Here is a 22,003-nt window from a genome sequence, read left to right on the forward strand (position 1 = left end):
GGTGGCCGGATGTGCGTCGCGCTTGCTGTGTACTGGCGTTGGGTTCGATTCGCTGTTGGGCGCATGCGTGGCACGGGGAAGTTGCCGCAGGCTATGCCGTGCATGACGGACGGCGCTGTGTCGCTCGGCAATCGAACCAGCGCGGGTTCGCCCCGCTATTGCGAGCGCGCCCGCCATGGAAAAGTCTTTCGGGCGCGCGCAAGGTGGTAGCGTGCATCGCGGGCAGCCCGCCGGTGCCGCGCGCCAGCACCCCGCCCGTCCCCGACACGCGAAACGTGTGGCCCGATTACCGACCCACTCACGTGATCGCGCTCGCGACGAACGCGCAACGAACCCTCGCGCACCATGCCCTTCTCAACCGCGCTACCCCGCTGTCCGACGTGAATTCCCGCCGCACGCGTCAGCGCACGGCCGGCAGTTTCAGCAGCGTATCGGTCATCACGTCCGCCAGCTTCAGCGCCGACATCGGGCCGCCGAAGCCCCAGATATTGCGCTCGATCAGCGCGATCCGGTTTGGCTTGCGCGCAGGCACGTATTGCCAGACCGGCGAATCGAGTTTCGCGTCGAGCGGCACGTCCATCCCGGTCGCGGTCACGAACAGCACCGCCAGGTCGCGCTGCGTCAGCAGGTCCGCCGACGTCACGTAGAGCGTGCCCTCGCGGGTCGGCTTCTTCGGCCACAGATCGAGGCCGAGCGCGCGCGCGAGGCCGGCCGCCGTGCTGTTGCCCGTATACGCCCAGTAGCGGTCGGGCAGCCCGAGATCCTGCAGCAGCGCGACGCGTTCGCTGCCTGCCTGCCGCCGCGAGCCGTTTCGCGTTGCGCGCGAGGCCGGCGTCGAGCTGCGCTTCGACCGCCTGCGCACGCGCGCTGCGCCCCGTCACCGCGCCGATCGTGCGGAAGATCTGCCGGGTCCAGTCGAGCTGGGTCACGGGCACGCCGCCTTCGTTCACGTTCGGGCTGAACTGGAACAGGATCGTCGGCGCGATCCGGTCGAGCGCCGCGAAAATCGGTGCATGCCGAAAACCGACGCCGATGATCAGGTCGGGCTTGACCGCCGCGATCGCCTCGAGCCCCGGCTCCTGCCGCGAACCGACGTCCGTCACGTGCGCGAAGCGCGCATTGTCGTAGCCGAGCCAGCCCGGATAGAACGCGGTGTCGACCATCCCGGCCGGCGTGATGTCGAGCGCCGCGAGCCTTTCCGCGAACATGAATTCGAGCGCGACGACGCGTTGCGCCCGCGCCGGCATCGTCGCGCTGGCCTGCGAGACGACCGGATTGCCGGCCAGCGAGCGGCCGGCCTGCAAGGCCGTGGCCGTAGCCATACCCGCGCCACGCCCGGCCGCGCGTGCATCGCTCGCGAGCGCATCGCGCGGCGCCGCGCACGCGGCGGCGAGCGCGGCCAGCATCCCGAGCGAACGGCGGCGGCCGGCGTGCATCAGCGGCTCGAGTCCTGCCCGGCCAGCGCCGCGTCGTCCATCGTCAGTAGCAAGGGGCAGCTTCCACACAGTTGCGTTTCTCCAGGGATTTCGTAGCGCAGGCAGCACACGCGGCGCGCGCGGAACGGCGTCGGCAGCAGCGGCGAGCGCGGCACGGCGTCGCGCACCGGCGTGCGCAGCGGGTTCGATTCGCCGTCGACGCACGACCCGCCGAACAGCCAGCACGCATCGCGCACGGGATCGGCGACGCACGGCAGCGTCCGGTACATGCCGAACAGATGATCGAGCAGATTGCCGGCGTTGCTCCACAGCACGCGCGGCGTGACGCGGCCCATCTCGGCCAGCAGGTCGATCACCGCGCCGAGATGCGCGACGAGCCCCGCGTAGCGCGGCGCCGGATCGTCGCAGGGTTCGCCGAGCGCGTCGTGCGCGAAGACCAGCCCTGCGGGCATCCCGTCGTCGAGCACGACGAACGTGCGTTCGGGCGCCATGTCGAGCGGCCGGCCGAGCAGCAGCGCGGCGACGACGCCCGCGGGCGCCGCGCGGCCGAAGTAGTACTTGCTCCATTGCGACAGCAGCGCGCGCGCATGCACGGCCGGATCGCCGCCGTAGTGGCGGACCATCGCGTCGAGCAGCGCGTCGCGATGATCGGCCAGCGCCTCGACCGGCACGACGATCCGGCCCGGTGCGTGCGTCTCGTGCGGGCGGCCGAGCCACACGACGTCGAGATGCGCGCCGAGCGCTTCGGGCGCGAACGCGGAAAACCGCGTGGCGCCGGTGTCGGCGGTGCAGCCGGGCGCCGCCGTCATCGCCCCACGCGCCGCGCGCGGCGCGCCTCGACGATCAGCAGGCCGAGCAGGTACGGCGCGCCGATCAGCGCGGTCAGCACGCCGGCCGGCACTTCGCGCGGCGCGACGGCGGTGCGGGCCGCGACGTCCGCGAGCCCGAGGATCAGCGCGCCGCACGCGGCCGCGAGCCACAGGCGCGTGCGATGCCGCCGCGCGCCGAGCATCGTCGCGACGTGCGGCGCCATCAGCCCGATGAAGCCGACCGGCCCGACCGCCGCGACCGCCGCGCACGCGGCAAGCGTCGAGATCACGAGCGCGAGCGGCCGCAGCGCGGCGATCGGCAGGCCGAGCGCGGCCGCCTGGTCGTCGCCGAGCGCGAGCATGTCGAGCGGCTGCGCGAGCCACGCGAACACCGGCACCGCGAGCACGCACCACGGCAGCAGCATCGCGACTTCGCCCCAGCTGCGTCCGTAGGTGCCGCCGATCAGCCACACGACGAAGCGCGCGGGCTGCACGCTTTCCTGCGTGATCAGCCATTGCGCGAGCGTCGTCCACAGCGTGCCGATCACGATCCCGGTGAGCGCGACCGCAAGCGGCGCGTAGCGATGACGGTGGTTGAGGGCCAGCGTGATCGCCAGCGAGATCCCGCCGCCCGCCAGCGCCGCGCCGGCGAGCACGCCGCCGCCCGCGAGCGGCCAGCGCGTGAGCGCGAACAGCGTGACGAGCGCCGCGCCCTGCGTGACGCCGAGCACTTCCGGGCCCGCCAGCGGATTGCGCACGACGCTCTGCATCGCGACGCCGCTCGCGGCGAGCAGCGCGCCGGCCAGCATCGCGCACAGGAGCCGCGGCAGGCGCAGGTCGATCAGCATCCGCGCGAGCGGGTCGGCGCCCGACAGCGCCGCCTGCCAGCGCGCGGGCGTCAGCCATTCGGGGCCGGCCGACGTGCCCGCGAGCAGCACGAGCGCGCCCGCCAGCGCGAACAGCGCCGTGCGCGATGGCCAGCGCAGCCCGTCGAGCCAGCCGACCACGCGCGTCGCGCGCCCGGACGCCGCGCGCTCGGGTCCCGCATGCAGCACGCCGGACCACGCTGCGCCGCGGCGGATCAGCGCGAGCATCAGCGGTGTGCCGACGAGCGAGATCGCGACGCCGGTCGACAGCGTCGCGTCGAGGCCCGACGCGAGCACCGCGCTGTCGGTTACGAGCACGAGCGCGCCGCCCGCCAGCGCGGACAGCGGCACCAGCGCGGCGAGCCGCGCGGCGCGCGCGCCGCGGATCTGGCGCAGCAGGTTCGGCGCGACGAGGCCGACGTACGACAGCGGCCCCGCGATGCTGACCGCGACGCTCGTGAACGCGACCGCGACGACCGTCGCGGCGATCCGCGCCGCATCGACGCGCACGCCGGCCGCGGCCGCCGCGTCGTCGCCGAGCGCGAGCGGATCGAGCGGCCTGATCACGAACGGCAGCGCGGCGAGCGGCAGCACGAGCCAGCTCGCCGCGAGCTTCAGCCCGGTTGCGCCCGGTTGATAGAGGCTGCCGTTCGCCCACAGCGCGGCGCCCGCGATGTTCTGCTCGAAGAATGCGAGCAGCAGCGTCGACAGCGCGGCGAACAGCAGCATGCAGACGCTGCCCGCGAGCACGAGCCGCAGCGGCGTCGCGCGCCAGCCGCCCGCCGCGAGCATCGCGCACGCGGCGGCGGCCAGCCCGCAGACGAACAGCAGCGGCACCGACGCGACGCCCGCGAGCGCCGGCACGAGCATCGCCGCGAGCAGGCCGAGCTGCGCGCCGCCCGTCACGCCGAGCAGGTCGGGCGACGCGAGCGGATTGCGCGTCGCCGACTGGAACAGCGCGCCGGCGATGCCGAGGCAGCCGCCCGCGACGAGCGCGGCCGCGACGCGCGGCAGGTTCAGGTCGAACAGGACCACGCGCGCGAGCGCGTCCGCGTCGCTACCGGGGGCGGCGCCCCACCACGCGCGCAGGTCGGGCGCGGCGCGCAGCGCGGCGACGCACGCGATCAGCAGCAGCATGCCGATCGCCAGCGCGCCGGCGCGGCTTCGCTGCGCCACGTTGCCGCCGACGGTTGCCGCGCGGCGTCTGCGCATCGCGAATGTCGTCATGTGGCGAGATCCCGGTCGAACACGGCGGCCGGCGGCGCTGCGTCAGCGACGGACGGCCCGTACGCCGGCACGCACATCGGCGCGCCCGTCTGCGGATGCGCGAGCTTCAGCATCTCGACGCCGAACGCCGCGCGCAGGCGCGCCGGGTCGAGCATCGCGTCGGGGTTGCCCTGCGCGACGACGCGGCCCGCGCGCATCAGCACGATCTCGTCGCTGTACGCGGCGGCCTGGTTCAGGTCGTGCAGCACCCACACGATCGTCAGCCCGCGCGCGCGGTTCAGCGCGCGCAGCGCGTCGAGGATGTCGAGCTGGTGATGGATGTCGAGATAGGTGGTCGGCTCGTCGAGCAGCACGATCGGCGCCTGCTGCGCGAGCGCCATCGCGATCCACGCGCGCTGCCGCTCGCCGCCGGACAGCGCGCCGACGTCGCGGCCCGCGTCGCCGGCGAGCCCGCTCGTTTCGAGCGCTTCGTCGATCGCGACGTGATCGGCGCGCGACAAGCCGCGCAGGAAGCCGCCGTATGCATAGCGCCCGTACGCGACGAGCTCGCGCACGGTCAGGCCGGACGGAATCTGGTTGAACTGCGCGAGCATCGTCAGCTCGCGCGCGAGCGCGCGCCGCTTGAACGACGCGAGCGGCTTGCCGTTGACGTCGACGTGGCCGGCCAGCGCCGGCTGCAGGCCCGCGAGCGTGCGCAGCAGCGTGCTTTTTCCGCAGCCGTTCGGGCCGCACAGCGCGGTCACGCGACCGGCCGTGATCGACAGGTCCAGACCGTCGATCACGACATGGTCGCGATAGCCCACCGTCAGCCCCCGCGCGGCAAGCGCGGCGGTACGACGCGTCATCAGTCCTCCGTTCGGCCGCGCGGGACCGTGTAGCTCTGCGCCATCGCGACGACGACCTTGCGCGGCCCTTCGAACGGGTCGCGCGCGTGCGCGGTCAGCATGTTGTCGAGCATCAGCACGTCGCCGGTCTGCCACGGGAACACGATCCGCTGCCGGTCGAGCACCGCGCGAATCTCGACGAGCGCGTCGGCTTCGAGCGGCGCGCCGTCGCCGTAGTAGACGTTGCGCGGCACGTTGTCGACCCCGACCGCGTCGACGAGCGCTTCCTGCATGTCCTCGTCGAGCGCGGACAGATGGAACAGGTTCGCCTGGTTGAACCAGACCGGCTCGCCCGTGCGCGGATGCCGCGCGACCGCCTGGCAGCGCTCGCGGGTGTGCAGCAGCAGCTCGCCGTCGTCGTCGGTGCGCCACGCGCAGTCGATGCCGCGCGCCGCGCACATCCGCTCGACCTCGCGCGCGTCGTCGGTGCCGAACGCCTGCTGCCACGGCAGGTCGAGCCCTTGCCCGAAATTGCGCACGTACAGCAGCTCGCGCTGCGCGAAGCGCGCGACGAGCGCCGGGTCGAGCGCGCGATACACCGCGCGGCTGTCGGCGATCGGCGTTGCGCCGCCCTTCGGCGCCGCGAGCGCGCAGTGGAACCAGATCCGCATCGGCCATTCGCGCGTGTACGACTGCTCGTTGTGCAGCGGGATCGCGCGGTGCGGCGGGTATTCGGTCGACGTATACACCGCGCCTTCGACCTGGCTGCGCGGCGTCGACGCGTATTCATAGCCGATCAGCGGATCGCCGAACGCGGCCGCGAACTGCTGGAACGCATCGATCGACGGCACGTGGAAACCGGTGAACAGCACGCCGCCCGCTCGCTCGAGCGTGTCGGCGGCGATCGCGCGCGCGAGCGGCGCGAGCGCGTCGATCGACATCCCGTCCCCGCCCTTCGGGGACACGACGGTGGGCAGCCCCGGCTCGATCCGCAGGTCGTCGAGCGTCGGCAAGGCAAGCAGGGTCATGCAAGGTCCTCTTCAGATGGGCCCTCGGCGCCGCTCACGACGCGCGCCGCGCGGTTTCGCCGTCCATCGCGCGGCGCAGGCTCGCGGGCCGCATGTCGGTCCAGACGGTCTCGATGTGCGCGAGACAGTCGGCCTTCGGGCCGCGCACGCCCACTTCGCGCCAGCCGGCCGGCACGGCACGGAACGTCGGCCAGATCGAATACTGTTCTTCGTCGTTGATGACGACCGTGTAGACGAGGTCGTCGGTGTCGGCGGAAGGCGTCGTGGCTTGCGTCATGGTCGAAACTCGGTCGGAAATCGCTGAAGGCGGTTGAAGGAAGCGGAGCGGTTCGGCCGCCCCTGTCGGATAGACGATCGGGCGGCGCGCTTTTTTACCGGCGCCGCGCGCGGCCGCCGCAGAACACGGGGCACGCGACGCCGCGATGGCACGCATCGAGGCATTCGGCGCAGTGGCGCTCGGCGTCGCGGACCATGAAATGCACGAGCGTCTGCGACACGTTCAGCGCGCGCGCCGCGCTCTGCAGCGTCTCGTCGCGCAGCCGCACCATCTCAAACGCCGCGCGGCTGCGCGCCGGCAGGTCGTCGAGCGCGGCCGACACGCGCCGCAGCGTGTCGCGCGTCATCAGCGCCGCTTCGGGCGTCGGCTCCGGCGACGGCACGTCGAAGCCGTCGTCCTCGTCCGCGTGGTAGAGGCTCTCGAGGTTCTGGCGGCGGCACGCGTCGATCGACGCGTTGCGCACCATCCGCGTCACGTACGCGACCGGCTGGCGCACCGCATCCTGGTTCGGGAAATCGACGAGCTTCACGAACACGTCGTGCACGACGTCCTCGGCCCGGCTCGCGCAGCCGACGAAGCTGCGCGCGACGTTGACGAGCATCGCGCGGTGGGCGATCAGCACGTCGAGCAGCGCGCCCTGCGCGTGCGGCGCGCCGCGGCCCGCAGGCACGGCCGCGCGCGGTGCAAGATCGGGACAACTGCCGAGGAACGCATTCGCCGTTGCCGCCGCCGGCCGTTCGAGCACTTCCGCCATTGCCATCGATTCGCTCCGTCCAATTTTGAGATGCCGCAAAATTTAACGCAAACGCAAATCATTCTCAATACGATTAACGGAAAGCCCTTCGATTTTGTCGGGATTTGTCTGATCAAAGTGCGACGGGGGCCGGCCGGTGCTGCGTCGTGCCGCCGGCCGGCGGGCGGATCACGCGGCGGCGTGGGCGCCTTCGGCGGGCGTCCAGCCGCCGCCGAGCGCGCGATACAGCGTGATCGCGTTGCCGAGCCTGAGCTGCTTCAGCCGGATCAGCTCCTGCCCGGATTCGAACGTGCTGCGCTGCGCGTCGAGCAGTTCGAGATAGGTCGCGACGCCGCTGCCGTAGCGGCGCTCGGCGAGCTTCAGCCGCGCGCCGTCCGCTTCGTAAACTGCCTGCTGCGCGGCGAGCTGCGCGTCGATCCAGTCGCGCGCGGCGAACGCGTCCGCCACTTCGCGGAACGCGACCTGCACGCTCTTCTCGTATTCGGCGACCGCGATGTGCTTGCGCGCCGTCGCGACGTCGAGGTTCGCGCGATTGCGCCCGCCCGCGAAGATCGGCAGCGTGAGTCGCGGCGCGAACGCCCACACGCCGGTGCCGCTCGCGAACAGGCCCGAGAACGCGTCGCTGACCGAGCCGATGTCGGTCGTCAGCGTGATGCGCGGGAAGAACGCCGCGCGCGCCGCGCCGATCTGCGCGTTCGCGGCCTTCAGGCGCGCCTCGGCCTGCCGGATGTCCGGCCGCCGTTCGAGCAGCGCGCTCGGCGCGCCCGGCGCGACGGGCGCGATCGCGAGCGTGTCGAGCGTCAGCCCGTCGCCGGGCGCCACGCGCGCGAAATCGCCCGCGAGCAGCTGCAGCGCGCGCACCGCCTGCGCATGCTCGCGCTGCAGCGCGGCCTGCGCCGCGCGCGCGGCCGCCACCAGCATCTCGGCGGAGCGCAGTTCGATCGCGTCGCTCGTGCCCGCCGCATAGCGGCGCTGGGTCAGCGACGCGATCCGCTCGCGCGCGTCGAGCGTGCGCTGCGCCAGCGCGAGCTGCTCGTGCAGCGAGCGCTCCGCCACATACGCGTTCGCGACTTCGGCAATCACGCCGATCCGCACCGTGCGCTGCGCTTCGGCGGTCGCGAAGTACTCGGCGAGCGCCGCGTCCGACAGGCTCTTCACGCGGCCGAACAGGTCGAGCTCGTAGGCACTGATGCCGACGCCCGCGCGATACAGCCCGCTCACCGCGCTCTGGCGCACGACCGGGTCGTACACGCGCGTGCGCTCGTAGCCGAGGTTCGCGTCGAGCGACGGCAGGCGGTCCGCGCGCTGCACGCCGTACAGCGCGCGCGCTTCCTCGACGCGGCCCGCCGCGACCCGCAGGTCGCGGTTGTTCGCGAGCGCCGCATCGATCCACGCCTGCAGCGCCGGATCGGTGAAATACGCGCGCCAGTCGTCGAGCAGCGCGGCATCGACCGATGCCGATGCCGATGCAGCGGGCGCGCCACCCTCCCCGTCCTGCCCGCCGTCCGGCGCTGCATAGCTGCCCGGCACCGGCGCCGCCGGGCGCTCGTAGCGCGGCGCGAGCGAGCAGCCCGCGAGCGCGAGCGCGGCGGCCAGCGCGAGCGGAACGCGGCCCGCCATGCGGCGATTGAGCGCGACCATCAATGCGAACCCTCCATCGTCGTCGGCTGCGACGCGCCGCGGCGGCGCGCGCCGACGTTGAACAGCCGGCCGACGATCACGAAAAACAGCGGGACGAGGAACACCGCGAGCACGGTCGCCGAGACCACGCCGCCGAGCACGCCGGTGCCGATCGCCATCTGCGCGCCGGACGCCGCGCCCGACGCGAACGCGAGCGGCAGCACGCCGACGCCGAACGCGAGCGACGTCATCACGATCGGCCGCAGCCGCAGCCGCGCGGCCTCGAGCGCCGCGTCGACGAGCGACATTCCCTGCGCGACGAGATCCTTCGCGACCTCGACGATCAGGATCGCGTTCTTCGCGGACAGCCCGATCGTCGCGATCAGCCCCACCTTGAAATAGATGTCGTTCGGCATCATCCGCAACGTCACGCCGAGCACCGCGCCGATCACGCCGAGCGGCACGACCAGCATCACCGCGAACGGAATCGACCAGCTCTCGTACAGCGCCGCGAGCGCAAGGAACACGACGAGCACCGACAGCGCGAACAGCATCGGCGCCTGCGCGCCCGACAGCCGCTCCTCGAACGACTGCCCCGACCACGCGTAGCCGATGCCGGCCGGCAGCTCGCCCGCGATCCGCTCGATCGCCGCCATCGCCTCGCCGCTGCTGTGGCCGTGCGCGGCCGAGCCGTTGATCGTGAACGACGGGAAGCCGTTGTAGCGCGTGAGCTGCGGCGGGCCGAGCGTCCAGTGCAGCGTCGCGAACGCGGCGAGCGGCACCATCTCGCCGCGCGCATTGCGCACGCGCAGCTTCTTCACGTCGTCCGGATCGAGCCGGTGCCGGCCGTCTGCCTGCACGATCACGCGCCGCACCTGCGTGCCGTGCATGAAGTCGCCGATGTAGTCGGAGCCGAACATCACCGCGAGCGTCGTGTTGATCTCTTCCATCGACACGCCGAGCGCGGACGCCTTCGCGCGATCGATGTCGAGCCTGAGCTGCGGCGCGTCCTGGGTGCCCGCGAACATCAGGTCGGTGAGCGCCGGCTGCTTGCCGCCTTCGGCGAGCAGCCGCTCGCGCGCGGCGGCGAACCCCGCGTAGTCGAGCCCGCCGCGGTTCTGCAGCCGGAAGTCGAAGCCGCTCGACGAGCCGAGATCCGGCAGCGCCGGCGCGTTCATCGCGAACACCGTCGTGTTCGGCGTCGCCGCGAAGCGCGCGTTGATGCGCGCGACGATCGCCTGCACCTGGTCGTGCGCGCGCTGGCGCTCCTTCCAGTTCTTCAGCGTCACGAAGATCATCCCGCCGTTCGGTCCTTCGCCGTACAGGTTGAAGCCGCCGAGCGCGAACGTATACGCGGCCGGCTCCTGCGTGCGCACGTAGGTCTCGACCTCGCGCACGCTCTGCATCGTTTCCGCGAGCGGCGTGCCCTGCGGCCGGATCACCATCACCATGAAGTTGCCCTGGTCCTCGTCCGGCAGGAACGCGGTCGGCAGTTGCGTGAGCATCAGCCCCGCAGCCGCGGTCAGCGCGCCGTACACGACGAGCCAGCGCACCGGCTTCTTCAGCATGCCGCCGACGCGCAGCGCATAGCGCTGCGTCGCCCGCGCGACGAACCGGTTGAACCAGCCGAAGAAGCCGCCCTTCTCGTGATGGCCGTCGGCGACCGGCTTGAGCAGCGTCGCGCACAGCGCGGGCGTCAGCGACAGCGCGAGGAACGCCGAGAAGCCGATCGACACCGCGAGCGACAGCGCGAACTGCCGGTAGATGTTGCCGACCGCGCCGCCGAAGAACGCCATCGGCACGAACACCGACGTCAGCACCACGGTGATGCCGACGATCGCGCCGCTGATCTGCGTCATCGCCTTGGCGGTCGCCTCGTACGGCGCGAGCCCTTCCTCGACCATCAGCCGCTCGACGTTCTCGACGACGACGATCGCGTCGTCGACGAGGATGCCGATCGCGAGCACCATCCCGAACATCGTCAGCACGTTGATCGAGAAGCCCGCCGCGAACATCACGCCGAACGTGCCCGCGAGCGCGACCGGCACGACGAGCGTCGGGATCAGCGTCGCGCGCAGGTTCTGCATGAACAGGAACATCACGAGGAACACCAGCACGCCCGCCTCGATCAGCGTCGTGACGACCTTGTTCATCGACACGCGCACGAACGACGACGTCTCGTACGGGATCTGGTACTTGACGCCCGGCGGGAAGAACTTCGACAGCTCGTCCATCGTCGCGCGCACGCGCTGCTCGGTGGCAACCGCGTTCGAGCCCGGCGCGAGCTTGATGCCCATGCCGGTCGCGACCTTGCCGTTCACGTAGGACGGGTAGTTGTAGTCGTTGCCGCCGAACTCGATGCGCGCCACGTCGCGCAGGAACAGCGCCGAGCCGTCCGGCCGCGCGCGCAGCGCGATCGCGCCGAAATCGGCGGGCGTCTTCAGCGGCGCGTCGGCGAACACGGTCGCCGCGATCGGCGCGCTGTCCGGCACTGCGCTGCGGCCGATGTCGCCCACCGTCACGCGCGCGTTGTGCGCGCGCACGGCCGACGCGATGTCCGACGCGGTGAGCCCGTCGCCGGCCATCTTGACCGGGTCCGGCCAGATCCGCATCGCGTATTCCGAGCCCCAGAACTGCACCCTGCCGACGCCCTCGACGCGCCGCAGCGCCTGCACGATGTTCGCCGACGCGTATTCGCCGAGCTGCACCGCGTTCATCCGGCCGTCCTCGGACGTCAGCGACACGACGAGCTGGATGTTGTCGGCGGCCTTCTCGACCTGGATGCCGTCGCGCCGCACGGGCTCGGGCAGCCGCGCCTCGACCGTCTTCAGGCGGTTCTGCACCTCGACCGCGGCGAGATCGGCATTCACGCCCTGCTTGAACGTCAGGTACAGCGACGCCGTGCCGACGCTGCTCGTCGCGGACGTATACAACAGCCCGGGCGCACCGTTCATTTCGCGCTCGATCAGCGCGGTGACGGATTCCTCGACGACCTGCGCGGACGCACCCGGATAGGTCGCGTAGATGCTGACGACGGGCGGCGCGATGTCCGGGTACTGCGCGACGGGCAGCGCGCGGATCGCGAACACGCCGCCCAGCATGATGAAGATGGCGATCACCCACGCGAACACGGGGCGATCGATGAAGAAACGTGCCATGTTGATTCGAGCCGGTCAGGTTTGGCGGGCGGTTGCGCCGGGAGCGGAGGCGGCCGCGGGTTGCCGTTGCCCCGCCTTGGCCGGCCCTGCCCGCTCGACGGGCTGCACCGCGGTATCGGGCGAGAATTGCGCGGCGTTGTCGACGATCACGCGCTCGCCGCCCTTCAGGCCGCGCGTGATGCGCCAGTCGCGGCCGCTCATCTGGTCGGCCGCGACCTCGACGTCCTTGACCTTGCCGTCGGCGCCGACCACCCGCACCGATGCGCGGTCGGCCGTGCGCAGCAGCGCATCGCGCGGCACGAGGATCGCCTGGCGGTCCACCGCGTTGTCGAGCGCGATCTTCACGTAGGCGCCGGGCAGCAGCTCGCGGTCCGGATTCGGGAACAGCGCGCGCATCGCGACGGTGTCGGTGGTCGGATCGACCGCGAGATCGCGGAACAGCAGCTTGCCCTTCAGCGGATACGCGGTGCCGTCCGGGCGCAGCAGCGTCACGGCGATGTCCTGCTGCGCGATCCCCGTCGCGCGGCCGCTCGTCACCGCGCGGCGCAGCGCGTCGACGTCCGCGGCCGGCTGCGAGAAGTTCACGTAGATCGGATCGAGCTGCTCGACGGTCGTGAGCGGCGTCGCCTCGTTCTGGCCGACCAGCGCGCCCTCGGTGACGAGCGCACGCCGCGCGCGGCCCGCGATCGGCGCGGTGACGGTCGCGTAGTCGAGCTGGAGCTGCGCGCGCGCGAGTTCGGCCTTCGCCGACGCGACCTCGGCCTTTGCCTGCGCGTCGGCGGCAACCGCCTCGGTGTGGTCGCGCTCGCTGACCGCGCGGTCGCGCACGAGATCGTCGTAGCGGCGGCGCTTGTCGGTCGCCGCGAGCGACGCGGCCTGCGCCTTCGCGAGCGTGCCCTGCGCCGCGTCGCGCGCGGCCTTCAGCGGCGCGGGATCGATGCGGAACAGCACCGCGCCCTGCTTCACCTCCTGCCCTTCCTCGTAGGTGCGCGCGGTGACGATGCCCGCGACCCGCGCGCGCACCTCCGCCTGCCGATACGCGTCGAGCCGCCCGGGCAATTCGACCGTCATCGGCACCGCGGTCGGGCGCACCGTCACGACGGTCGCGCTTCGCACGGCCGGCGGCGCGGTATCCGGCCCGCCCTTGCCACATCCGCCCGCGACCAGCATGGCCGCAAGCGCGAGCATCGCGAGCGCGCCGCGCCGCGTGCCGAAACCCGTGTTGTTCATCTGTGACCTCGGATCGTGCGCCGCCAGTAAAATGCGGCGGCTCAGGGTGGCTGATTATAATCAGTCATGTCTGATTAAATATGCACGTTGTCGAACGATTGGCCTACTGTCTCAATAAAACGACAGCGAACTGTAAGGAAATTCACGCCATGGCCCGCAAGACCCGGGAAGAATCTCTCGCCATCAAGCACCGGATCCTCGATGCCGCCGAACTCGTGCTGCTCGAGAAAGGCGTTGCCCAAACGGCGATGGCGGACCTCGCGGAGGCCGCCGGCATGTCCCGGGGCGCCGTCTACGGGCACTACAAGAACAAGATGGAGGTGTGCCTGGCGATGTGCGACCGCGCGTTCGCGCGCACGTCCGAGGGCTTCGAGGCCGGCGACGGGCAACCCGCGCTCGACACGCTGCGGCGCGCCGCGTCGCACTATCTCGAGCAATGCGGCGAGCCGGGCTCGATGCAGCGCGTGCTCGTGATCCTGTATACGAAGTGCGAACAATGCGACGAGAACGGCGCGCTGCTGCGCCGCCGCCTGCTGCTCGAGCTGCAGATGCTGCGGATCACGAAGGCGCTGCTGCGCCGCGCGGCCGCGGGCGGCGAAGTCGCGGCCGAGCTCGACGTGCATCTCGCGGCCGTCTACCTCGTGTCGCTGCTCGAAGGCGTGTTCGCGTCGATGATCTGGACCAACCGCCTGCGCGGCAATCTGTGGAACGACGCCGAGGCGATCCTCGACGCCGGCTTCGATGCGGTGCGCACGTCCGCCGCGCTCCGGCGCCGCGCGCAAAAATTGCCGGAATGAGGTCCGGATACGCAAAAAACACCGAAGTCATCCCAATTTCCCGCTCTGCGAAACAACATTTCCGACCCCGTTTAAAATTTTCTGCATTTTGCGGAACATCGGTAGACTGGCGCTGTCATCTATTTTTAGCGTCTTCGTGATAACCGGGTCCTGACCCGGCAATCGCGCCGCCGTTCGAAGCGGGTTGCCTCCCGCGCTGTTGGGTCGGACGGAAACGACACGGGCCCCTGACGGGGCCTGTTTTGTTGCACGCCCGCCACCCGTCCTTTCGGCGGCCCCAGCCCACACCCTTTCCTCGAACCGTTTTCCTGGATGTGGACACCCTTGGTCAAGTCTGCCGCAATTCCTGATTCTTCCGCGCCGCGTCCCGCGCGCGCGTGGCAGCTCGTGCGCGCGATGCTGCCGGCCGCCGTGCTCGGCGCCCTCGCCACGCTCGGTCTCGCCGTCACGGTGCCGGCCGTCTCGCAATTGCCGGGCGCCGTCGACACCGGCGCGGCCGCGATGCCGCAACGCGTGCTGTCGGACACCCCGTTTCCCACCGCGCAGCATTTCATCACGAACGAGCTCGTCCAGGCGATCGGCGAGCGCAACGCGCAGCCGGGCCTGTTCGCGCCGCTCAGCGCACACCGCAACGACATGCTCGGCTATGCGAACCTGTTCACGCTCGCGCCGCCCGAGCCCGAGCACGGGCTGCGCGCCGGCGACATCGAGCTGACGCTGTCCGATACGCTGAACCGTCTCGACCTGCCGCCGGAAGTGCGGATCCAGCTCGGCGACATCGTCAGCGGCAAGGTGCCGATGCGCGAAAGCGCGCATCGCGGCGACTACTACCGCCTCGCGTTCGACACAACCCAGGGCGCGCCCCGCGTCACCGCGCTCGAGCTGCGCGTCGCGGGCCGCACGTTCGGCGCGCTGTGGTTCAAGCCGCCGGGCGCCGACAAGGGCGCGTACTACACGCTCGACGGCGCGCCGCTCGAAGCCGCCGCGTTCACGATGCCCGTCAAGTGGACCCGCATCAGCTCGTTCTTCGGCGAGCGCGTCCATCCGCTGTCGCAGGCGATGGCGTTCCACACCGGCGTCGATCTCGCCGCGCCGTCCGGCACGCGCGTCGACGCGGCGGCCGACGGCACCGTGTCGTTCGTCGGCACCGATCCGGGCGGCTACGGCCGCTACGTGATCGTCGATCACGCGGACGGCTATTCGACCTACTACGCGCACCTGTCCGCGTTCGCGCACGGGCTGAAGGTCGGCGAGCGGGTCAGGCAGGGCGAGCGCATCGGGTCGGTCGGCATGACCGGCGCGGCGACGGGCCCGCACCTGCACTTCGAGGTGCGGGTCGCCGACCAGCCGGTCGACCCGCTCGTCACGCTTGCCGAGGCGCAAACGGGCCTGTCCGACATGCAGCGCACCGCGTTCCGCCAGGAAGCCGCGGAATGGCGCTTCCGCCTCGCGTCGATCAACACCGCGCCGTTTGCGTTCGCGCAGACCGACGGCCCGCTGTGGGCCGACTTCGCCAGCGACAAATCGACGCTGCGCGCGGTCTTCAACACGCACTACACCGCGTCCTGACGCGCACGGCGCCCGCCGGCGTCAACGGGTCGCGCCGCGCGCCGGCTGCACCCGCTCGGCCGTGGTGCGCGCGTGGCGTTCCGCACGCGGCCGCCACGACAGCAGCCAGCGCGCGGCGCCGTCGAGCGACGTGCACAGCACGAGGTAGATCGCGGCGACGAACAGGAAGATCGGCGCCGGATACACCATCAGGCGGTTGTTCACCTGCGTCGCGACGAACGACAGCTCCGGCACGCCGACGATGTACGCGAGCGACGTGTCCTTCACCAGCGACACCCACTGGTTCACGAACGACGGCGTCATGATCCGGATCGCCTGCGGCAGCAGCACGTAGCGCACCGTCTGCCAGCGCGTGAGGCCGAGCGACAGCCCTGCCTGCCATTGCCCCGCGCCGGCCGCGACGATCCCCGCATGCACCGCGTGCGCGAGATACGCGCCGCCGATCAGCGCGAGCGCGCACACGACCGTCGCGAGCCCCGGCACGTCGGTGTGCAGCAGCATCGGCATCAGGAAATACGTCCAGAAGATCAGCATCAGCACCGGAATCGCGCGGAAAAAGCCGATGAACGCGAGCAGCAGCACGCGCGCCCAGCCGCGCGCGAGCGCCATCGCGACGCCGAGCGCGACGCCCAGCACCGCCGACGCGCACGCGGACGCGATCGCGAGCACCAGCGACAGCGCGGCGCCGCCGAGCGGCCCGTCCGGGAACGCGCCGACGAGCAGGTATGGAAGATTGTTGGCGAACAGCGAGAATTCCATCGTCAATGCCCCGCACCCAGCCGGTCGCGCCATTGCGCAGACGCATACGCGACCGCCTCGATCGCGGCCGCCGCGGCCACGTACAGCACGGTCGCGACGCCGAACGCGGCGAAGGTCTTGAAGGTCTCGGTCTCGACCTGCCGCGACGCATACGACAGCTCGGCGACACCGATCGCCATCGCCAGCGACGAGTTCTTCACGAGATTCATCGTCTGCCCGAACAGCGGCGGCAACGCGATGCGCACCGCCTGCGGCAGGATCACGTAGCGCAGCGCCTGCAGCGGCGTGAGGCCGAGCGCCGCGGCCGCGTCGCGCTGCGCGAGCGGCACGCCGCGCAGGCCTGCTTCGCACTCCTCCGCGACGAACGCGGCCGTATACGCGCTCAGCCCGACCCAGCCGGCGACGAACTCGAACGACGGCCACGCGAGCGTGAACGGGCCCGCATGCCATGCATGGCCCGCGTTCAGCCACGCGACCCAGGTGTCGGGCAGCAACGACGCGACGCCGAAGTACCAGAACAGCAGTTGCACGAGCAGCGGCGTGTTGCGGAACGTGACGACATAGGCCGCCACCGCGGCGCGCAGCACCGGGCGGCGCGTATGGCGCAGGATCGACAGCACAAGACCGCCGACGATCGCGGCGAGCGCCGACGCGGCCGACAGGCCGAGCGTCAGCAGGAAGCCCTGGCAGAGCCAGGACAGGTATTTGGGAGCCAGCCCGAGCATGCGTGTGGCGCGAACGCGTAGCGCCCGCGATCGGAAGTCAACGAAATGCGCCGCGATACACTCGCCGGTCGGCCCGGCGGCGCATCGCGGCGCGCGTGTCATGGGTCGTGTCGCGCGCTCAGGTCTTGTCGCCGATGCGGAAGATGCGCGTGAGCGGCGTCTTCGTCGCCGGCCCGAACCACGCGTCGTAGATCTGCGTCGCGCGGCCGCTCGTCTCGAGCCCCTTCAGCGTGTCGTTGACGAAGCCGAGCAGGCGCGTCTCGCCCTTCGGCACGCCGACGCCCATGTAGTCGTTCGAGATCGCGAACGCCGGGATCTCGTAGTTCTGCTTGTCCGGCACGTTCGCGAGCAGGCCGATCAGCTTCGGCCCGTCCTGCGTGATCGCCTGCACGTTGCCGGCGCGCAGCGCGGCGAATGCGAACGGCGTGTCGTCGTACGCGACGATCGTCGCCTTCGGATATTTCTCGCGCAGCGTGATCTCGTTGGTCGTGCCCTTGTCCGCGCCGACCCGCAGCCCGTTCAGCTGCTCGGCGGACTTCAGCACGCCCTTCTTCGCGAGGAACTGCTGGCCCGACGAGAAATACGGGATGCTGAAATCGACTTGCTTCGCGCGCTCGTCGGTGATCGTGAAGTTCGCAAGCACGAGGTCGACCTTGCCGGACGTCAGGAACGGAATGCGGTTCGCCGGGTTCGTCGGCTGCAGTTGCAGCTTCACGCCGAGCTTGTCGGCGAGCGCTTTCGCGTAGTCGACGTCGAGGCCGACGATGTGGTTGGTCTTCGCGTCGACGAAGCCGAACGGCGGATTGCTGTCGAACGTCGCGACGCGCAGCACGCCGGCCTTCCTGATGTCGTCGAGGCGGTCCGCGTGCGCGGCGCTGCCTGCGGCGACGAGCGCAACCCCGACGAGCCACGTAGCGAGAGTGTGGATTTTCATGAGCACGACCTGTTTGTTATGTGAGCCGCCGCGGATCACACGGCGGCCCGGTTCGAGGAACATCGCAACGCGGTGTATCGTCGCGAAGCCGCTAACGTATCAGCGGGCCGTGCGGATCCGAACCAAGAAATGCTGCTTTGCTCTGCGGGTTTCGTGATGACGCGCGAGCGCGGTCATTCGTCGCCGGCATCCCCGCCATCCCCGCTGCCGTCGGCGGACGCCGCGCACAGAAACTCGCCGTCGCCCGTGCCCTGCAGATAGTCGAGCGACCGGTCCATGCTCAGGAACGACAGCGTGCCCGCGGCGCCCAGCGCGAACAGCGTGCGGCGGTCAGGCGCGAAGATCACCTGCCCGGCGCCGCCCGCCACCGGAAACTCGCCCACCGTGCGACGCGTCGCCGTCTTGATCACGCGCAGCGGCTTGCCGTCGAAGCCGGCGACGGCGATCAGCGAGCCGTCGCCGCTGCCGTCGAATCTGTGCATCGACGTGTCGCACACCGGATAAGCGCTGCGTACGGCAAGCGTCGACGCGTCCCGCCATTGCACCGACGACGCGTTGTAGAACCACACGCCGGCACCGTTCGCGCCCGGCTTCGCTTCGATGAAATCCGCATCGACCGGATAGGTTTGCACCGGCGCATTCGTCGCCGTGTCGAAGGCGACGATGGCACTCTTCTCGAACGCATACGCATACAGCCGCTTGCCGTCGGGCGACAGCCACATCGACAGTTGCCGGCCGAAATCGACGCCCGACGCGTCGCCGTCGCCCAGTTTCAGCGTTGCGAGGACCTGCGGCCATTGCGTGAGGCTGACGACCGAGATCGTGTCGTCGACACTGTTCAGCACGAACAGCCGGTCGTGCGACGCGGACGCGACGATCGCCCGCGGAAACCGGCCGAGCGTCACGCCGTCGACGATGGCGCCGCTCGTCAGGTCGATGCGCACGAGACCGTCCTCGCGCATCGACGCGACGTACGCATAGCGTTCGTCCGGGCTCACATAGAGGCCGCTCGCGCCACGGCCGCGGCACATGTTGCCGGGGCAGCCGTCGAGCCCGGTCGCGAACGGTTCGCCCGCGATCGTGCGCACGACCGCCTGGCGCTGCGCATCGACGACGACGAGCGTGTTCGCGTCGTTGTCGGTCACATACAGGCGCTTGCCGGACGGCCCCATCACCATCGCGTACGGCGCCTTGCCCACCGGGATGACGGTGCCTGCGGCCTGCTCCGGCGACACGGGCGCGGGCCGATGCTGCTCGTCGTCGCGAATTTGCGCGGCGATCGCGGCCGCCTGCTGTTGCGCCTGCCGCTTCGCGGCGTCGTGCGCGAGCGCGCGATCGGTCGCGACGCGCCAGCTCTGCAACTCGTCGCTGCCCGCGCGCTGCGCCGCGGCCAGCATCCCGGCACTGCCGAGCACCGCGAGCGCGAGCGGCACGACGACGCGCGACGCACGCGTGCCGCCATACATCAGCCAGCCGGCGACGAAGCCGACGATCACGCCGCCGACATGCGCGGCCTGGTCGATCCCGGAAATCACGAAGCCCGACCCGAGGTTGAGCACGATGACCTGCGCGACCGCGGCGAGATTGATCGGCACCTGCGCGTCGGCTCCGGCCTCGCGCCGGCGTCGCAGCACCAGCGCCGCGGCGGCGCCCGCGAGTCCCATCAGCGCGCCCGACGCGCCAACGCTGACGACCGGCCGTATCGCGCTCGTCGTCAGCGCGACGCCGAACGCGAGACTCGTGCCGCCGACTTCGTGATACCCGTACCACAGCGCGCTCGCCAGCGAGCCGCCGAGCGCGGACAGCAGATACGTGACGCCGAATCGCGTCGATCCGCCCACGCGCTCCAGCACGGTGCCGAGCACCACCAGCATGTAGAGGTTCAGCAGCAGATGCGGCCAGCCGCCGTGCAGGAACGCACTGGTCAGCAGCCGCCACGGCTGGCCCGTCAGTGTGTATGGCGCGAAATTGGCGCCCCAGTCGAGCAGCAGCGGGTTCGACAGGTCGCCGTACGATGCGGCGCGCCACATCAGCACGAATATCGCGATATTGACGACGGCCAGCACGATCGTCAGCCACGGCCTGGATGTTGGTTGTTCTCTCATGGGATCTTGGTATGGGTTGTCGCGCGTGAGCCGCGCGCGCGCCATTATATTTGGTGTCCCTGACACTGCTGGCCGCGTGACGGAGCGGGAACAAAAAAACGCCCGCTGCAAGCAGCGGGCGTGAATCCCAGTCAAGGAGGTGTCACACGAACTACGCGCCCAGCATAAGCGCTGGCGCCGACCGCGGACAACGAAGCGATTTCGATAACGATATCGCGCGATGCGCGATGCGCTTACGCGCGGCGACCAGCGACGCGAACCGGCCATGAACAAAAAACGGCGCGCCACGTACATCGCGGCGCGCCGTTCCGTGGCGTCATGCCGGCCGCACCGGCGGCCGCGCCGTTGCACCGATCACGGCTCGTGACGCAGATACCCTTCCTTGCTCGGATCGCGCATCCGGTACGACACGATCAGCGAGACCGCGCACAGCACGGTCACGTACCAGTAGAACGTCTCCTCGCTGCCGATCGACTTGAACCACAGCGCGACGTACTCGGCCGTGCCGCCGAACAGCGCGTTCGCGACCGCGTACGACAGGCCGACGCCCATCGCGCGCACTTCCGGCGGGAACATCTCGGCCTTGATGAGGCCGCTGATCGACGTGTAGAAGCTGACGATCGCAAGCGCGACCGTGATCAGCACGAACGCCGCGACGGGGCTCTGCACGTCCTTCAGCGCGTGCATCAGCGGCACCGTGCCGATCACCGAGCACGCGCCGAACAGGATCATCGACATGCGGCGGCCGATCCGGTCGGACAGCGCGCCGAACACCGGCTGTAGCAGCATGTAGACGAGCAGCGCGACGGTCATCACGTTGCTGGCGGTCTTCGCGTGCATGCCGGCCGTGTTCACGAGGTACTTCTGCATGTACGTCGTGAACGTGTAGAAGATCAGCGAGCCGCCCGCGGTGAAGCCGACCACCGTCAGGAACGCGCCCTTGTGCTGCCACACGCCGCGGATCGTGCCGGCGTCCTTCTTGTCGCGCGACTCGCTCGTCGACGTCTCGTCGAGCGACTTGCGCAGGTACAGCGAGATCAGCGCGGCGGCCGCGCCGACCACGAACGGGATGCGCCAGCCCCACGCCTTCAGCTCGGCGGCCGACAGCGTCTGCTGCAGGATCACGAGCACGAGCAGCGCGCACAGCTGGCCGCCGATCAGCGTCACGTACTGGAACGACGCGAAGAAGCCGCGCCGGCCCTTCAGCGCGACTTCGCTCATGTAGGTCGCGCTCGTGCCGTACTCTCCGCCCACCGACAGCCCCTGGAACAGGCGCGCGATCAGCAGCAGCAGCGGCGCGAATGCGCCGATCTGCGCATAGGTCGGCAGCACCGCGATCACGAGGGAGCCGCCGCACATCATCAGCACCGAGATCATCATCGCGGCGCGGCGGCCGTGCCGGTCGGCGATGCGGCCGAACAGCCAGCCGCCGATCGGACGCATCAGGAAGCCGGCCGCGAACACGCCCGCGGTGTTCAGCAGCTGCGTCGTCGTGTTGCCGCTCGGAAAGAACGCCGGCGCGAAGTACAGCGCGCAGAACGAATAGATGTAGAAGTCGAACCACTCGACGAGGTTGCCCGACGAGGCGCCGACGATGGCGAACACACGCCGCCGGGTGTCGTGCGCGGACGGCACGGCTTGGTCGGTCTGGACGTCCATGGGTTGGTCTGTTCCTTTGTAGTGCTTTTGGGCGTGGCGGCCGCAGGACCACCGCGAGCGGACACGCATGGCACCGGTTCCGGCGCGATGCGCAAGCGAATTTTAGCGAATTGTAAAGATAGGGACTGTCCGGGTTCGTCCGGATGTAGAAAATTTTTCTCCCGCTTCCCGGTCATCCAATGAAAACGCCAGCCCGCAGGCTGGCGTCGGATGCAAGGTGGAGGCG

The 22,003-nt window shown here is 70.5% G+C and carries 16 protein-coding genes and 1 pseudogene; 2 read left to right on the top strand and 15 right to left on the bottom strand.

The genetic code is table 11. The features are described 5' to 3' along the window. Positions 1-400: 400 nt before the first annotated feature. The 10 genes and pseudogenes from WJ35_RS03775 to WJ35_RS03820 form a co-directional block, all read right to left on the bottom strand. Positions 401-1,436, bottom strand: a pseudogene (locus WJ35_RS03775) (ABC transporter substrate-binding protein). Further along, complete coding sequence (fhuF, locus tag WJ35_RS03780) at positions 1,436-2,245, bottom strand: siderophore-iron reductase FhuF (protein ID WP_069238763.1); 810 nt, start codon at positions 2,243-2,245, stop codon at positions 1,436-1,438. Before fhuF ends, WJ35_RS03775 begins: the two are co-directional and overlap by 1 nt. After that, entirely contained in the window at positions 2,242-4,338 is a 2,097-nt protein-coding gene (gene fhuB / locus WJ35_RS03785) for a Fe(3+)-hydroxamate ABC transporter permease FhuB (RefSeq protein WP_060238753.1), read from the bottom strand. The genes fhuF and fhuB overlap by 4 nt, the downstream gene beginning before the upstream one ends. After that, the gene (locus WJ35_RS03790; protein ID WP_060238756.1) at positions 4,335-5,183 is read right to left on the bottom strand and encodes an ABC transporter ATP-binding protein; all 849 of its coding nucleotides are present in this window, start codon (positions 5,181-5,183) and stop codon (positions 4,335-4,337) included. The genes fhuB and WJ35_RS03790 overlap by 4 nt, the downstream gene beginning before the upstream one ends. After that, positions 5,183-6,190: a TauD/TfdA family dioxygenase gene (locus tag WJ35_RS03795; RefSeq protein ID WP_060238757.1), complete on the bottom strand. Its 1,008-nt coding sequence runs from the start codon at positions 6,188-6,190 to the stop codon at positions 5,183-5,185. The genes WJ35_RS03790 and WJ35_RS03795 overlap by 1 nt, the downstream gene beginning before the upstream one ends. Before the next feature lie 34 nt (positions 6,191-6,224). After that, positions 6,225-6,467: an MbtH family protein gene (locus WJ35_RS03800; protein ID WP_010092426.1), complete on the bottom strand. Its 243-nt coding sequence runs from the start codon at positions 6,465-6,467 to the stop codon at positions 6,225-6,227. Positions 6,468-6,561: 94 nt separating this feature from the next. Continuing rightward, the gene (locus WJ35_RS03805) at positions 6,562-7,227 is read right to left on the bottom strand and encodes an RNA polymerase factor sigma-70 (RefSeq protein WP_069238764.1); all 666 of its coding nucleotides are present in this window, start codon (positions 7,225-7,227) and stop codon (positions 6,562-6,564) included. A gap of 162 nt (positions 7,228-7,389) precedes the next feature. Beyond that, complete coding sequence (locus tag WJ35_RS03810; protein ID WP_069238765.1) at positions 7,390-8,862, bottom strand: efflux transporter outer membrane subunit; 1,473 nt, start codon at positions 8,860-8,862, stop codon at positions 7,390-7,392. Further along, positions 8,862-11,999: a multidrug efflux RND transporter permease subunit gene (locus WJ35_RS03815; RefSeq protein WP_069238766.1), complete on the bottom strand. Its 3,138-nt coding sequence runs from the start codon at positions 11,997-11,999 to the stop codon at positions 8,862-8,864. Before WJ35_RS03815 ends, WJ35_RS03810 begins: the two co-directional genes overlap by 1 nt. Positions 12,000-12,014: 15 nt before the next feature. Then, positions 12,015-13,229, bottom strand: coding sequence for a MexX/AxyX family multidrug efflux RND transporter periplasmic adaptor subunit (locus tag WJ35_RS03820; protein ID WP_069238767.1), 1,215 nt, complete (start codon positions 13,227-13,229; stop codon positions 12,015-12,017). Between the two features lie 149 nt (positions 13,230-13,378). Here WJ35_RS03820 and WJ35_RS03825 point away from each other — a divergent pair, with 149 nt between their 5' ends. Further along, entirely contained in the window at positions 13,379-14,026 is a 648-nt protein-coding gene (locus tag WJ35_RS03825) for a TetR family transcriptional regulator (protein WP_059481666.1), read from the top strand. 324 nt (positions 14,027-14,350) lie between these two features. Next, positions 14,351-15,595, top strand: a complete 1,245-nt coding sequence (locus WJ35_RS03830) for a M23 family metallopeptidase (protein WP_060238791.1) — start codon at positions 14,351-14,353, stop codon at positions 15,593-15,595. Positions 15,596-15,616: 21 nt separating this feature from the next. Here the strand turns inward: WJ35_RS03830 and WJ35_RS03835 are convergent, their stop codons facing one another. From WJ35_RS03835 to WJ35_RS03855, 5 genes are all read right to left on the bottom strand, one after another. After that, on the bottom strand, positions 15,617-16,354 hold the full coding sequence (locus WJ35_RS03835) for an amino acid ABC transporter permease (protein ID WP_060238793.1): 738 nt from the start codon (positions 16,352-16,354) through the stop codon (positions 15,617-15,619). A 2-nt stretch (positions 16,355-16,356) separates the two neighbouring features. Further along, positions 16,357-17,079 carry an amino acid ABC transporter permease gene (locus WJ35_RS03840; RefSeq protein ID WP_060238797.1) on the bottom strand — a complete coding sequence of 241 codons (723 nt, stop codon included), beginning with the start codon at positions 17,077-17,079 and terminating at the stop codon, positions 16,357-16,359. 118 nt (positions 17,080-17,197) lie between these two features. Then, a complete protein-coding gene (locus WJ35_RS03845) occupies positions 17,198-18,013 on the bottom strand; it encodes an ABC transporter substrate-binding protein (protein WP_060238884.1) in 816 nt (271 codons plus the stop codon). Between the two features lie 173 nt (positions 18,014-18,186). Next, complete coding sequence (locus WJ35_RS03850) at positions 18,187-20,118, bottom strand: rhomboid family intramembrane serine protease (protein ID WP_069239392.1); 1,932 nt, start codon at positions 20,116-20,118, stop codon at positions 18,187-18,189. A gap of 354 nt (positions 20,119-20,472) precedes the next feature. Then, positions 20,473-21,777 carry an MFS family transporter gene (locus WJ35_RS03855; RefSeq protein ID WP_010092449.1) on the bottom strand — a complete coding sequence of 435 codons (1,305 nt, stop codon included), beginning with the start codon at positions 21,775-21,777 and terminating at the stop codon, positions 20,473-20,475. Positions 21,778-22,003: the final 226 nt, after the last annotated feature.

Origin of the sequence: Burkholderia ubonensis, assembly GCF_001718695.1 — a bacterium.
Classification (GTDB): domain Bacteria; phylum Pseudomonadota; class Gammaproteobacteria; order Burkholderiales; family Burkholderiaceae; genus Burkholderia; species Burkholderia ubonensis_B.

Coding starts and splice junctions, on each gene's coding strand:
- fhuF (WP_069238763.1), bottom strand. CDS start 2,245: ATGACGGCGGCGCCCGGCTGCACCGCCGACACCGGCGCCACGCGGTTT.
- fhuB (WP_060238753.1), bottom strand. CDS start 4,338: ATGACGACATTCGCGATGCGCAGACGCCGCGCGGCAACCGTCGGCGGC.
- WJ35_RS03790 (WP_060238756.1), bottom strand. CDS start 5,183: ATGACGCGTCGTACCGCCGCGCTTGCCGCGCGGGGGCTGACGGTGGGC.
- WJ35_RS03795 (WP_060238757.1), bottom strand. CDS start 6,190: ATGACCCTGCTTGCCTTGCCGACGCTCGACGACCTGCGGATCGAGCCG.
- WJ35_RS03800 (WP_010092426.1), bottom strand. CDS start 6,467: ATGACGCAAGCCACGACGCCTTCCGCCGACACCGACGACCTCGTCTAC.
- WJ35_RS03805 (WP_069238764.1), bottom strand. CDS start 7,227: ATGGCAATGGCGGAAGTGCTCGAACGGCCGGCGGCGGCAACGGCGAAT.
- WJ35_RS03810 (WP_069238765.1), bottom strand. CDS start 8,862: ATGGTCGCGCTCAATCGCCGCATGGCGGGCCGCGTTCCGCTCGCGCTG.
- WJ35_RS03815 (WP_069238766.1), bottom strand. CDS start 11,999: ATGGCACGTTTCTTCATCGATCGCCCCGTGTTCGCGTGGGTGATCGCC.
- WJ35_RS03820 (WP_069238767.1), bottom strand. CDS start 13,229: ATGAACAACACGGGTTTCGGCACGCGGCGCGGCGCGCTCGCGATGCTC.
- WJ35_RS03825 (WP_059481666.1), top strand. CDS start 13,379: ATGGCCCGCAAGACCCGGGAAGAATCTCTCGCCATCAAGCACCGGATC.
- WJ35_RS03835 (WP_060238793.1), bottom strand. CDS start 16,354: ATGGAATTCTCGCTGTTCGCCAACAATCTTCCATACCTGCTCGTCGGC.
- WJ35_RS03840 (WP_060238797.1), bottom strand. CDS start 17,079: ATGCTCGGGCTGGCTCCCAAATACCTGTCCTGGCTCTGCCAGGGCTTC.
- WJ35_RS03845 (WP_060238884.1), bottom strand. CDS start 18,013: ATGAAAATCCACACTCTCGCTACGTGGCTCGTCGGGGTTGCGCTCGTC.
- WJ35_RS03850 (WP_069239392.1), bottom strand. CDS start 20,118: ATGAGAGAACAACCAACATCCAGGCCGTGGCTGACGATCGTGCTGGCC.
- WJ35_RS03855 (WP_010092449.1), bottom strand. CDS start 21,777: ATGGACGTCCAGACCGACCAAGCCGTGCCGTCCGCGCACGACACCCGG.